Origin of the sequence: uncultured Duncaniella sp. (assembly GCF_910577345.1) — a bacterium.
Classification (GTDB): Bacteria; Bacteroidota; Bacteroidia; order Bacteroidales; family Muribaculaceae; genus Duncaniella.
In genome coordinates, this window is record NZ_CAJTMT010000008.1 from 1 (window position 1) to 13,261 (window position 13,261).

The window sequence follows — 13,261 nt, forward strand, 5'->3', positions numbered from 1 at the left end:
TGTTATTTTTATTTAAGCTGGTGATGGAATCATCATTTGGACTTCGCAGCTTTCCAGTTGCCTTCCGGCAAGATGACACTGCTTCACTGATTACCGACTGCCATCCGGCAAGGTGACGCTGCTTCGCTGATTACCGGTTGCCTTCCGGCAAGGTGACGCTACTTCGCTGATTACCGACTGCCTTCCGGCAAGGTGATGCTGCTTCACTGATTACCGACTGCCATCCGGGAAGGTGATGTTGCGATGCTGCTTTGTAGCTTGTCGTTTGCATTCGGCGAGGTGACTATGGCTGGGTTGTTGTTTTTCTATTATAATAAGATTATAATTAAAGAGGCTTTGGGTTCAGGTTTTTTTGACGCAAAGTTAGAGCCTCATTTTTCAAAAATAGTGCCATGATGCAAAAGCGCCTTCTATTTTTTCAAGAACAGGGAGAAGAGCAGTTCGCGTCCACGGAGATTGCGTTGCGATTCGAATGAGCTTAACTGGTTGTAGGTGGTATAGTTGTAACTGCGCTTGTTGCAGATATTTGTCAGCGAGGCTGAAAACTCTATGCGGCGGTTAAGTTTATAGATGAGTTTGGTGTCGAGCAGGAGGATGCTCTTGAAATTGTCGGCGGTCAGCTCATTGCGGTAGTGGTCGCCGATGATATGCCATTCCCATTTCTTGTGAGGCATGATGTTGATGAGCATACGGTTGGTCATTGCGGTCAGCCACGATGCGTTGATTTCATTCATGGTCAGGCGGTTGGACGAGAAGCGCAGTGCATAATCGAAACTTAACCATTTTGTCGGTGCTCCGCTGATGCTTGCCCCTGCCTGCCATCCGGTGCTGACAGACTCCACGAAAGCGCTGCCGGGAGCCTGCGCCTCGCCGTCGGCCATCGAGATGAGTTGTGATTCCCTGCGGCTGAAAGAGCCGTTGATGCTGATGCTGCCGCGCATGAAGTCAAGAGTCTTCCCGACACTTCCCATCGCCATCAGACTGCGACTGTCGTTTTTGGCTGTCGAGTAGGAATAGACGATATAGTCGCCAAATAGTTGCTGGGAGAGGGTGTAGGGGAGATGTGACCACCGTTGCGACGCCATTGCGTTGGCGAAGAGACCGTTGGAGGTCTTGCGATAGCTGACCGAGGCCGAGATGCTTTGCGATGATGAGGTGTAGAAATCATCCACACCTTGTGTGAAGGAGCGGTAGGAGGTCATGATGTAGCCCGGATGAATGAGGCTCAGATCCATCGGGGAACGTCCTGCCGACCCGTGCAGACTCATTGACAGGCGTGAGTTCGGTTTCCACGTCATGCTGAGCGAGGGTGAGAAATATGCCTCGGAACGGTCGGCTATAGCCTTGTTGAATTTGTAACGGGCGAAACTTACAGGCGCGTTGAGAGAGAAATTAACCCTATCCATCCAATATTCGAAACGCGGTGTGGCATAGACGGTCAGATAGTTGGTGTTGACAGCATTCACGCTCTCCCCCGGAATCAGGTCGTTGTCGGGGAGTTCCGGCAAATCTGATGTGAGCGAACGGAAATAGCCTTTTATTCCACCTTCGAGACTGACCGTCACCCCTTTCAATACAAAAGCGTAGGCGGCACTCTCATGGGTGAAAAAGGCGTGGTTGCCGATATGTTGCTCCGGCCTTCCTGCAGCAAGATCCACGTTGAGAGTCTGCGGGAGTGATTCCCATTCATTGATGCTTTGGAATGTGACAAGGTGCTTCTGCCGGAAGCGTTTTATCATCTTGAAATTATTGTTGACATAGTAGTCCGGGAGAGAGGCCGACTGGGTGTTGGGGATTGAACCTGTCATCCCGAGGGTAATCTCGTCCCAGTCGATGTCGGTTTTCAGTGTATTGTTGATGAAAGTCGTGCGCTTGTTCACCTCATAGATGAATTTTCCCGACAGCGAGTGGGTGCGCTCCGTGCCGTCGCGGTTTTCGGTGATGACGCGGTTGCCGTTTTCCAGAAAATATGTTGTGACATTTGCTGCTGAAGCTGTCACGCGGTTGAATCCATAGTCGAGCTGCGCCTTGAATTCTCCGTTTTTCAGCTTCTGTAGAGTGTTGGTCGAGGCGAGGACAGAGCGGTTGAAAAGTGTGCGTTGAGCGTTGAGCGACGGCACCGTCGGCAGAGCGATGTCCACATAGCGGCTCAGTTCGGTGTTGCGTCTCTTCGAGAAGAAATCGGTCGATTGTGTCGAAAGGTCAGTCCCTGTGTTGTTGGACTTTAGAGTGGTGATGTTCTGGAACGATGGCATGACGGCCATTGCGAAAATCGAGCCGTCCCACACCCCGCCTTCCGGCTGACAGGAATATCCGCCTCCGGCATCGCCGTGGACAGCCCATGTCGCCTTGGATTTGTTTTTCAACTTGAGGTTTATGGCTGCTTTGTCGGAAAAGTTTATGCCTGCAAGCACCTGCATGGGCTGATGGTTCTCCATCACTTCGACTGCCCCGACATCGTCATGGCTTATACCGTTTGTGGCTATGCCGTACTTGCCTCCGAGCAGGTCAGAGCCTTCGATGTAGAATTTGTTGATGTCCTCACCCTGATATTGGATTTTGCCTGATTTCTCAACGTTGATGCCGGGCATACGTTTGAGTACATCGCCGATGGTGCGGTCCTGCGCTTGCGCGAACGATCCGACAGAGTAGGTGATTGTGTCGCCCTGTTCGCGTATGCGCTGCCCCTTGACGGCCACCTCCTTAAGCTCAAAGGATGAGGATTCAAGGCTTATTGTGAGAGGAAATTTCACACCGGCAAGACCGACCGATTTCTTAGCGAAACTTATCATGGAGACTTCAAGGGTGCATCCGGCGGTCGAGGGGACGGAAAGAGTGAAGTTTCCATCCACATCCGATGTGGCGAATTTCTTGATTTTACCTTCAGCATTACGGAAAATGACCGATGCACCGGTAATTGGTTCGCCGGAGGATGCCTCGACCACACGGCCCGACACACTTACCTGTGCCATAGCCGGAAGTGAGGCAAAAATAATCAGACATGCAAGAATCAGTTGTTTCATCAATGATAATCAGTTTCGAGAAAATCAATGTTTTGGGTATTTTCTTTCGGCTTTATTTCCGGAATATCGATTTTGCTTTCGTCCGGACCGTTTGCAAGTATCTGTCGGGAAACCGCTCCACTGTTGTTGCGGTAGTTGCGATAGGCTTTCAGCATTTTCTTCCGGTCCATCTTGTCATATTTTTTCTTGCTGTAGATGGGAAACATTTCCATGTCGGTCTTTTCAATCCCGTCGGCAGTGAATGAGTGCTGACCGCTCTCCTCCGAGGCTTCAAGGATGAGTCCGGGAAGGCCGCAGAGTTTCCACGGACCTTCGCTGAGAGGAATGTCGGTGGTGAACCATGCTGTCCAGTGCCGTCCATGATAATCGGCGGTCGCCGAGATGCATTCGTAGCCCAACACGGTCTTTGTCGAATCGCCTATCTGCCAGTCGATTTCCGCGAAAGGTTCTGTGTAGTAGCCGCGCTCCATAAGTCCGTAGGTATCATAGACAGTGGTGGTGTTTTGGGGTCTTGACTTGAAGATATACATATAGCCCTTGCTGCGCGGAATGCCTGAGTCATCACCGGTTTTCAGATATTGATCCACACCGGCCGACATCAGTTTGTGGGAAAGGGCGCGTCCGGATGGAGTAGAGTCCAGAGAATCCATGTATTCGTTTGAAATGCAATAAAACTTCGATTCTTCGGGATTTGAGAGAAGAATGTAAGGCCAATCGCGGGTGAGCACCTCACCGTCGTCTCTTAGGTAAAGATTATGGTAGTTGTAGCTAACCTTCAGGTCAGCGCGTGGATTGTTCTTTTTGGCCTGAAGTGCGGCCGACGTAAGCAAAAGTGCTATAAGCAGCGAAAGTCTGTGAAGCATAAATGAGGGAGGTTGTGATGAATGAAAGGATGGTATGCCTGCAAAATTACAAAAATAGTTCTAAAAAAAATATTTTAATCATGAAAAATGCATGATTAGTTCAAAAATAATATTATTGGCCACCGTAACTGTATAATGATGGTCGACAGTCTGATATAATTTCAGATTCAGAAGCGGGTTGACAAATGAACTACAGACACTTTGTATTAACTTCCGCGAAAAAAACTCTACAAATTATGGCATCAGTAAAAATCAAATTCCAGCCCGACAGACCGAATGGGGGTAAGGGTGCAAATGTCTGCGGGGATGAGGAGGGACACATTGTCCTGACAGTTACCCACAATTCACTTTCAAGATCAGTGGCCACGGACTATCGGGTCTATTCCTCCGAATGGGACAGGCGGGTTTCGCGTTTCATAGTCCCGGCAGACAGCTCACGGCTTAAGCTCATTGGCAATTACCGCGAGGAGCTGAGGCGCGATGTCGGGCGGCTGCGCAGAATCATAATCTCAATGGAAAACAGAGACATGGACTTTTCGGCCGACGACGTTGTTGAGGCTTTCAGAATGTTTGTGGTCGACTATTCACTGCGGGCATTCATGACCCATCAGATTGAATTCCTGAAAGAGCGCGGACGCTTGCGGACAGCCGAGACCTATTCATCCGCGCTCAGGAGTTTCATGAGGTTTCGCCGGGGGAGAGACCTGCTTCTGGATTGTCTGACTCAGGAGATGGTGATGCGCTATGAGTCCTATCTGCGGTCGAGGGGGCTGACACCGAACTCGACATCCTTCTACATGCGCATCCTCCGGGCGGTCTACAACCGGGCGGTCGAGCAGGGGGGTGTGCCGCAGGAAATGCCTTTCAGAAAGGTCTACACCGGTGTTGAGCGTACACGCAAGCGCGCACTGACGCTGACCGACATCCGGCGCATCCTGCGTCTTGATTTCAGGTCTTCACCGTCGCTCGACTATGCCCGCGACATGTTCATGCTCAGTTTCTACATGCGCGGAATGAGCCTGATTGATATGGCCCATCTCAAGAAAGCGGATCTGGAGGACGGCCACATCACCTACCGCCGCAGGAAGACCGGGCAATGTCTGTGTGTGGCATGGACACAGGAGATGCAGTATATATCGGACAAGTACAATCTCGCCACGAGTCCCTATCTCTTGCCGCTCATCTCGCCCGGGAGCAAGAACACCCGTGTAGCTTACCGCAACGTGGCCTACAGGATAAACCGCAGTTTGAAAATCATCGGAGCGATGATCGGCTACGGCTCGCCACTCACTCTCTACTGCGCCCGCCATTCGTGGGCTTCCATAGCCCAGGCAAAGAATATCCCTGTCTCGGTCATCAGCGCAGGAATGGGCCACAACTCGGAAAAGACCACGCGGATATACCTTGCATCGCTCGACACTTCGACCGTCGACCGCGCCAACAGTATAATCCTTAAGGCTCTCCGCTGAAAAATTTTCAAGTTCAATTTGGATAATCGCCCCAAGGCTGTTAACTTTGCATAAAATATATAATTAGGAACCATGTTAATCATAGGCATAGCAGGCGGCACAGGCTCTGGCAAGACAACCGTCGTCAACAAGATAATAAACAGCCTTCCCGCAGGGGAGGTGGCTGTTCTCCCGCAGGATTCATACTACAAGGATTCAAGCCATGTCCCGGTGGAGGAGCGCAGCAAAATCAATTTTGACGAACCGGCAGCCATCGAGTGGTCGCTCCTTGTCGACCATATCAAGCAGCTCAAGGAGGGCAAGAGCATCGAGATGCCGACCTACTCCTATCTGACCTGTACGCGTCAGGCGGAGACTGTCACCGTCGCCCCCCGCGAGGTGGTGATTGTCGAGGGCATCCTCGTGTTGACCGACCCCGTGTTGCGCGAAATGATGGACGTGAAAGTCTTTGTCGATGCTGATGCCGATGACCGTCTGATCCGCGTGATTGCCCGTGACTGCGTCGAGCGTGGACGTACCCCGATGATGGTGCTTAACCGTTATCAGGATGTGTTGAAGCCGATGCATGAGATGTATATCGAGCCGTCCAAGCGCTACGCCGACCTCATTGTCCCGCAGGGAGGAAGCAACGTTGTGGCCATTCAGCTCCTCACGGACTATATCGAATCGCGCCTTCGCCGGTCAAGCATGTAACTGAAACGCCTTTTATGGAAGAAATGCATAACGAACAGCAGACGACCCGGCCGGTGGACCAACCGGCCGAGCCGGCGCGCGATTATCCTGTCGGAACCCCCGACAAGATGGTGCTCCGCACCGACAATCTTGTTAAGAAGTATGGCAAGCGTACGGTGGCCAACCATGTGTCAATCAATGTGACACAGGGTGAGATCGTCGGTCTGCTCGGCCCTAACGGTGCCGGAAAGACCACGACTTTCTATATGACCGTAGGACTTATCACCCCCAACGAGGGTCAGATATTCCTCAACGATCTCAACATCACGAAATATCCCGTCTACAAGCGTGCGCAGAACGGCATCGGCTATCTTGCGCAGGAGCCGAGTGTGTTCCGCAAACTTTCTGTCGAGAACAATATCAAGGCCGTCCTTCAGATGACCAACACATCGGCCGAATATCAGCGCGACAAGCTTGAAAGCCTCATTGCCGAGTTCAGCCTCGAGAAGGTGCGCCACAATCTCGGCGACCAGCTTTCGGGTGGCGAACGACGCCGAACCGAGATTGCCCGCTGTCTGGCCATTGACCCTAAGTTCATCATGCTCGACGAGCCTTTCGCGGGTGTGGACCCCATTGCGGTGGAGGACATCCAGTCGGTTGTCTACCATCTCAAGGAAAAAAACATAGGTATCCTCATTACCGACCACAACGCTCAGGAGACACTGCGCATCACCGACCGCGCATATCTTCTTTTCGAAGGAAAGATTCTCTTCCAGGGCACATCCGAGGAGTTGGCCGAGAATCCCACGGTGAGAGAGAAGTATCTTGGACGGGATTTCATGTTCTATCGTAAAAAATTCGATTACCCAGAAAACAAATAACCTATTTTAAAGGTTATTAAGACACATAGTTATAAAAATGTGAAAAACTAAACATGTCTACTAAAAAATGAAAAGAATCCAAATTTTGACCGCTTTATTGTTGGCCACGGTTGCGACATCCAGTGCGCAGATTGCCAACTGGGTCGTATCGCCGGAGTATGAGGCAATCCGTCTTCGTGACAATGGAATGCTCGAAGTAAGCAAAAACAATAAGACCGGTCTGATGGACGGGGGAGGCAAGGAGTTTCTGAAAATCGCCTATGACAGTATCGGTGATTTCAACTCCGGACAAGCCCTGCTTTTCAATGACTCAAAGATGGTCGGTTTTGTCAACACCGAAGGAAATATCGTCGAGACCGACAGCGAGTTTGAGCCGGTCAAGGACATGGAGTTTTTCTCTGAAGGCTTCCTTCCCGTGAAGAAAGGCCACTACTTCTATTATCTCAACACCATTGGTGAGCAGGTGGCAGGTCCCTTTGCGGAAGTGCGCCCCTATTTCAACGGTTTTGCCGCCGTGCGTGTCTATGAGGATATTCAGAAGAACACCAAGGACACATATCTGTCATATATCAACAACGAGCAGCATCTCACTCGTGCCGAAGGTATTGATAAGAACGATGATATTTCTTTCATCTCATCGTTCCGCGACGGTCAGGCTGTCTGCGTCTACAAGCGCAAGGCTTATTTCATCAGCAAGGACATGACTTCGGCTCCCATCATCACCGACAGCCTCTCACCGAAAAAGTCAATCATCAATTTCGACAAGGACTATATTCTTGCGCCGGTTGAAGGTGGCTACCTCATGAAGGCCAAGACTGCCTACCTCTATTTCAACGACGCCATGCAGCTCGACAAGATCGAGACTGTCGGAACAGTGCTTTATGCCTATAAGGAACCTGCCAAGGAGGTCAAGGAAAGAGTCTGCGACATCGTTGCATTCGGCGAAAAAGGTTCGATGGGTGTCAAGTATAAGGATGAGGTCGTGTTGCCGCAGCAGTTCGGCGAGGTCGTTCCTCTGGATGGTGAATATGCAGCCGTCGAGAAGGATGACAAGTGGGGCATTATCCGCCTTGATACCAAGAACAGCCCCGTGTTCAAGCTCAACAACAATGAGCACATCGGCTTCAACCACCGATATTTCACTGCCAAGCTCTCAGCTTCGCTTCCCTCATATCTTAAGGCGAATGATGCCACAATCATCTCTAAGTCCGACAACTGCGAGATTCAGGTAGAAAGCCGCCACGAGAACAACAATGTGGAGCGCAACACCCTGACCTACGATTGCCGTCTCGCCATCCCCGAGCAGCTTTCCGACACCCTTTCGATGCATGACTATATCTATGCACTGAAATACAACGGTTTCACCTCTGTAGACTACAAGGTGACTATCCCGCAGTGGTATGTGAAATATTATGAGGTGCAACTACCCAACAACCAGTTTACCATCACGCCCAAGGACACTATTTCGGTCGAATTTGACCTCGTGAAGACAGATGCCGCCCGCAACGACGACACCAACTATTTCAAGACCGTCGAACTCGTCACCCCCGAGGCCGAAGGAATCCAGTTGAGCAAGATTACTGAAAACCACTATTCATTCCGCGTCGGCGGTGTCAACCGCGACAAGCTCTCTTTCATTGTCCGCATCACTGAGGTCGGATGTCCTCCCATCGAATATCCCTTCGAGATGGCATTCTCAAATCCCGCTCCTGAATCAGGCAAAAAGGCCACAAGTGTTGTCGTAAGCCCGATTCTCAAAGCTACCAAGGCTCTCGTTCCCGGCGAGATTGCAAGTGCTGAAGGCGAGGAGACCACTGTCGAACCGGTGACAGCTCCGGATGCTTCCAAACCTCTTGAAGTGCAGCCTCAGGAGCTTCCGGTCAATATTGCGGATTGATTTTCTAAGACATTCTTTCAGCCACAGGCTTTACGAAATCATGCGTCCGAAAGGCTCCGACGGCCATTTCGGACGCATAAATTTTGTGGCCTCGGAGGGTTTTTGTAATTTTGCAAATTGTGATACACTTACCCGTCATAATGTTTCGCGGACTGCTGATAGGCATTCTCGTGTCGGCCCCAATGGGACCGATCGGTATGCTCTGCATCCAGCGCACACTCAACCGTGGGCGTTGGCCGGCATTCTTTACGGGTGTAGGAGCGGCATTGAGCGACCTGGTCTACTGCCTGCTCACCGGTCTCGGCCTCTCGTTTGTCACGGACTTCATCGAATCCAACCAGAGCATCCTTCAGGTCATAGGTTCCGTGGTTCTGATGATTTATGCGGCCTATCTCTTTGTGGCCAATCCATCAAAGGCCCTGCAGCCTGCGGCGATGCACCCCAACAGCTATTGGAAGGATTTCGGAACAGGTTTCCTCTTCACCTTCTCCAATCCTCTGATTCTTTTCTTCATAATAGGCCTGTTTGCGCGTTTCAGTTTCCTCGCGCCGGAGTTCAAGGCATATCACTACGTTGGGGGCTACCTTTCCATCTTCCTCGGAGCCATCCTGTGGTGGTTCGGGGTGACATATTTTGTCAATAAGGTGCGCCGCCATTTCAACATCCGTTCTATGTGGCTGCTCAACCGTATCCTTGCAGGTGTCATCCTTATCATGGGGCTCTTCGGTTTCGTCACCGGCCTTAGCGAACTGTTTTTCTAATATTCACTCATTCACTCTACTTATCTTTCCAACTTATGTCCCAGACCTTACAGGTCCCCTTCATTGCGGATCTTGATTTTCTTAACACCGATGCCATCTTCAACCGTCTGGAATCATCCGGTGTGCGCCACAATATAGGTGAGCTTAACTGGAAGGATGAATACCCCTATCATCCTCTCACCACCTTCACCATCGCACACTCGGCAAAATATATCTATGTCAACTTCTTTGTGCGCTGTAACTATCTCCGTGCAGTGAATTTCGAAAACAATTCCCCTGTCCATGAGGATTCATGCGTGATGTTTTATCTGCGCAATCCCCAGTCGGACACCTACGAATGTTTCGAGTTCAATTGCATAGGAGCCGTCAACGCTTCTCGCCGCAGGCTCACCGGAGCCGTAAACGAGGATGGCAGCAACACTGTTGAATCCACTCCGATGACCGATGAGGAAATCGCCTCCATCGCCGTTCTTCCTTCCTGCGGCCGTAGACCCTTCCGCGAGATAGAAGGGCTCTTCACATGGGACATCCTTGCCGCCATTCCTGTAAGCCTTATGGGTGTTGAATACAAGGAAGGCCCCCTCACGCTTAACGGCAACTTCTTCAAATGCGCCTCAGGCACCTCCCAGCCCCACTTCCTCAGTTGGTCACCCGTCATCTCCCCCAAGCCCGACTTCAACCGCCCCGCCTCCTTCGGCGACATAATCCTGCAATAATCGACATATAAAACACGTTAATTGTTCATTGAACATTATGGTCTGATAGAAAGGAATCCCCTGCCAAGGCTTCACAGCCAGGCAGGGGATTAATTGTGTGTATCAAAGCGTTAAACGTTAAATTTAATATGGTAATGTATAGCTGAAAAGAGTAATCTTAGAGGATACCTTGTGCCATCATGGCGCGGGCAACTTTCATGAAGCCTGCAACGTTGGCACCACGGACATAGTTGATATAGCCGTCGGCCTCGGTGCCATACTTGACACACTGCTTGTGGATTTCGGCCATGATGTCCTTGAGTTTCTTGTCGACTTCCTCAGCGCTCCATGAGAGTTTCTGGGAGTTCTGAGCCATTTCAAGACCTGAAACGGAAACACCACCTGCATTGGCAGCCTTGCCGGGAGCATAGAGGATGCGAGCTTTCTGGAATTCGCGGATGGCTTCGGGTGTAGAGGGCATGTTGGCACCTTCGCTGACAGCAATACAGCCGTTGGCAATGAGGGCGCGTGCATCGTCACCGTCAATTTCATTCTGTGTGGCGGAAGGCATGGCGATATCACATGCGACATGATGCCAGGGACGCTCACCTTCGAAGTACTGACATTCGTATTCCTCAGCAAATTCGCGGATACGGCCACGATAGATGTTCTTAAGCTTGAAGATATAGTCGAGCTGTTCGCGTGTGAGTCCGTCGGGGACATAGATTGAACCGTCGCTGTCGCTCATCGAAACCACTTTTGCACCAAGGCTGAGGAGCTTTTCGGCAGTATAGGTGGCCACATTGCCTGAGCCAGAGATGGCTACGCGCTTGCCTTCGATGTCGAGACCGCGGGTCTTGAGCATTTCAAGAAGGAAGTAGACGTTGCCATAACCGGTTGCCTCGGGACGGATAAGAGAGCCGCCAAACTCGATGCCCTTACCAGTGAAGGTGCCTGTAAATTCACGGGCCATCTTCTTATATTCACCGAACATGTAGCCCACTTCACGGCCACCAACGCCTATATCACCTGCGGGTACGTCGGTGTCGGGACCGATCTGACGCCAAAGTTCCTGAATGAATGCCTGACAGAAGCGCATCACTTCCATGTCGCTCTTGCCACGGGGCGAGAAGTCGCTACCGCCTTTGGCACCGCCCATCGCGAGAGTGGTGAGGGAATTCTTGAATGTCTGCTCGAAAGCGAGGAACTTGAGGATTGAGAGGTTTACTGAAGAGTGGAAACGGATGCCGCCTTTGTACGGGCCAATGGCATTGTTGTGCTGAACGCGGTAGCCCATGTTGTTGTGGACCTTACCCTTGTCGTCGACCCACGACACACGGAATGCAAAAATTCGGTCGGGAATGCAAAGACGCTCGATAAGGTTATAGCGTTCGAATTCGGGATTTTCATTATAGACATCTTCAATAGAGGTCAATACCTCTTCCACAGCCTGAATATACTCAGGTTCATTAGGAAAACGACGTTTCAGTTCGTCGACAACTGCTACTGCATTCATACCTTTGGAAATTGGAATTTATGTATATTTTTTACTATGTAACTCTTTTCTCTGTAATTTATTTTTTTACAAACATATTGAAAGTAAAATCTTACTTTTCGCTACAAAGTTAAAGCTTTTAACCGTAATTGCAAAATTTTTGCTATATTTCTGCGCAATTTTCGATAAATATGTGTGTTTATGCTGCCATGTTGAGGTTGACTGACAGAAATAGAGCTGTGATGGCGGTGGTTTCGGATGGGCGTTTGTATTGTAGTTGAATTGTATCAACTGATAAAAAAGGAGTGGCAGATATCTGAGCAGTGTCCAAGGGAAGTAATTCTCAAAATAAATTTTAGAAAACGATTTGTGTAATACGAGCTTATTTGATGTCCTAATTGTGTAGGAATTTGGTGTTCCAAAAATCTTTACTCCTTACTTGTTGTAAGGATGAGGATGGAGGCATTATCCTGATAATAAGGTTATGTATCTGATGTAAGATAAAAGAATAATTCATTATCTGCAAATGCTTTCATAATAGAAGGTTGGTTTGAATTCATTGTTTGTGTTGAGTAAATCGGTCGATGGTATGCTCCAGAATTCTGAGTCTTTCGGGGTCCTCCCATATTATGGGGTTGGTGGTGATGTTGAAGGAATTGACTCGGATGTTGTCCTTGATTCCCAAGTCACCGAAGTCACCGGATGTGAATGCGTCCAGCTCAGATTTTGTTACGATATAACTTCGGCGCGTTCTTGTCCTGCCCATCCGGCCGGAGGAAGGCATCATTATCGGAAAGATTTTTCTTAGGACATAATTTGGAGGACATGGGATGCCGGCAGTGGTCTGTGGGGCGATTGTATCTGTTATGTTGTAATGATTGTGTATCTCCTCTCCTAAAAAGGCATAGCTTACAACGGCTCTATACAGTGTATCTTCCGTATGGTTCACGACATAGGAACCGGTTGGCATGAAGTTTTCATAAAATGGGATTGTGTGCCTTGTCGTGACCTCATATTTGCCTTGTTCTGTTCGGATTAAAGTGATGTCAGGGAAAATCCATCGGCAGAAGAAAATCACGCCGACGTTAATGGTAGAGCATAATGCAAGAACCAAAAAGATATGATTAAGCCTCGTCGTTTTTGACCACACCCTGCAACCCGGAGTCTTTTTCAATGTCAGCAGGGCCAGAATTAAAGTCAGGAGAACTGAGATAACAGCGTAGACGGCAGTGCATATATCATGTCTGCAAAGAAAATAATATAATCCAAAAGTGATTAAAGTAGAGACGAGGCAGGATGTTATCATCACCATTTGTGATGGCGGTTTGTCAACCGGATTTTTACGCAGGTAGCTGATCTGGCACTTAGTCATAAGCCGGATTAATAACGCTGCCATAATGACAAACAATAGCATGGTGTATACTTCCATAATTTCTACTTTCTTGGTAAGGAGTGATTGATTAGGTGCAAATATAATCCAATCAACCGTAATAAACAAGAAAAAA

At 49.6% G+C, this 13,261-nt stretch carries 10 protein-coding genes; 6 read left to right on the plus strand and 4 right to left on the minus strand.

The genetic code is table 11. The annotated features are described in order from the left end of the window. Positions 1–410 precede the first annotated feature (410 nt). Positions 411–3,023: a carboxypeptidase regulatory-like domain-containing protein gene (locus tag QZ310_RS05090; RefSeq protein ID WP_297071063.1), complete on the minus strand. Its 2,613-nt coding sequence runs from the start codon at positions 3,021–3,023 to the stop codon at positions 411–413. Beyond that, a complete protein-coding gene (locus QZ310_RS05095) occupies positions 3,023–3,886 on the minus strand; it encodes a GLPGLI family protein (RefSeq protein WP_297071065.1) in 864 nt (287 codons plus the stop codon). The genes QZ310_RS05090 and QZ310_RS05095 overlap by 1 nt, the downstream gene beginning before the upstream one ends. Before the next feature lie 236 nt (positions 3,887–4,122). Between QZ310_RS05095 and QZ310_RS05100 the strand changes: the two genes are divergently transcribed. From QZ310_RS05100 to QZ310_RS05125, 6 genes are all read left to right on the plus strand, one after another. Further along, complete coding sequence (locus tag QZ310_RS05100) at positions 4,123–5,355, plus strand: site-specific integrase (protein WP_297071067.1); 1,233 nt, start codon at positions 4,123–4,125, stop codon at positions 5,353–5,355. 72 nt (positions 5,356–5,427) lie between these two features. Next, positions 5,428–6,048, plus strand: a complete 621-nt coding sequence (gene udk, locus QZ310_RS05105; protein WP_297071068.1) for a uridine kinase — start codon at positions 5,428–5,430, stop codon at positions 6,046–6,048. Positions 6,049–6,155: 107 nt separating this feature from the next. Then, entirely contained in the window at positions 6,156–6,908 is a 753-nt protein-coding gene (lptB, locus tag QZ310_RS05110) for an LPS export ABC transporter ATP-binding protein (RefSeq protein WP_228449346.1), read from the plus strand. Positions 6,909–6,975: 67 nt separating this feature from the next. Further along, a complete protein-coding gene (locus QZ310_RS05115) occupies positions 6,976–8,805 on the plus strand; it encodes a WG repeat-containing protein (RefSeq protein WP_297071070.1) in 1,830 nt (609 codons plus the stop codon). 119 nt (positions 8,806–8,924) lie between these two features. Then, the gene (locus QZ310_RS05120; protein WP_297071072.1) at positions 8,925–9,566 is read left to right on the plus strand and encodes a LysE family transporter; all 642 of its coding nucleotides are present in this window, start codon (positions 8,925–8,927) and stop codon (positions 9,564–9,566) included. A 35-nt stretch (positions 9,567–9,601) separates the two neighbouring features. Next, positions 9,602–10,282, plus strand: a complete 681-nt coding sequence (locus QZ310_RS05125) for a carbohydrate-binding family 9-like protein (RefSeq protein WP_297071074.1) — start codon at positions 9,602–9,604, stop codon at positions 10,280–10,282. Positions 10,283–10,439: 157 nt separating this feature from the next. On the opposite strand, the gene QZ310_RS05130 is transcribed toward QZ310_RS05125, so the two are convergent. Both QZ310_RS05130 and QZ310_RS05135 read right to left on the minus strand, forming a co-directional pair. Beyond that, positions 10,440–11,777, minus strand: coding sequence for an NADP-specific glutamate dehydrogenase (locus QZ310_RS05130; protein ID WP_297071076.1), 1,338 nt, complete (start codon positions 11,775–11,777; stop codon positions 10,440–10,442). A gap of 535 nt (positions 11,778–12,312) precedes the next feature. Further along, positions 12,313–13,185 carry a hypothetical protein gene (locus tag QZ310_RS05135; RefSeq protein ID WP_297071078.1) on the minus strand — a complete coding sequence of 291 codons (873 nt, stop codon included), beginning with the start codon at positions 13,183–13,185 and terminating at the stop codon, positions 12,313–12,315. Between the last annotated feature and the right edge of the window lie 76 nt (positions 13,186–13,261).

Coding starts and splice junctions, on each gene's coding strand:
- QZ310_RS05090 (WP_297071063.1), bottom strand. CDS start 3,023: ATGAAACAACTGATTCTTGCATGTCTGATTATTTTTGCCTCACTTCCG.
- QZ310_RS05095 (WP_297071065.1), bottom strand. CDS start 3,886: ATGCTTCACAGACTTTCGCTGCTTATAGCACTTTTGCTTACGTCGGCC.
- QZ310_RS05100 (WP_297071067.1), top strand. CDS start 4,123: ATGGCATCAGTAAAAATCAAATTCCAGCCCGACAGACCGAATGGGGGT.
- udk (WP_297071068.1), top strand. CDS start 5,428: ATGTTAATCATAGGCATAGCAGGCGGCACAGGCTCTGGCAAGACAACC.
- lptB (WP_228449346.1), top strand. CDS start 6,156: ATGGTGCTCCGCACCGACAATCTTGTTAAGAAGTATGGCAAGCGTACG.
- QZ310_RS05115 (WP_297071070.1), top strand. CDS start 6,976: ATGAAAAGAATCCAAATTTTGACCGCTTTATTGTTGGCCACGGTTGCG.
- QZ310_RS05125 (WP_297071074.1), top strand. CDS start 9,602: ATGTCCCAGACCTTACAGGTCCCCTTCATTGCGGATCTTGATTTTCTT.
- QZ310_RS05130 (WP_297071076.1), bottom strand. CDS start 11,777: ATGAATGCAGTAGCAGTTGTCGACGAACTGAAACGTCGTTTTCCTAAT.
- QZ310_RS05135 (WP_297071078.1), bottom strand. CDS start 13,185: ATGGAAGTATACACCATGCTATTGTTTGTCATTATGGCAGCGTTATTA.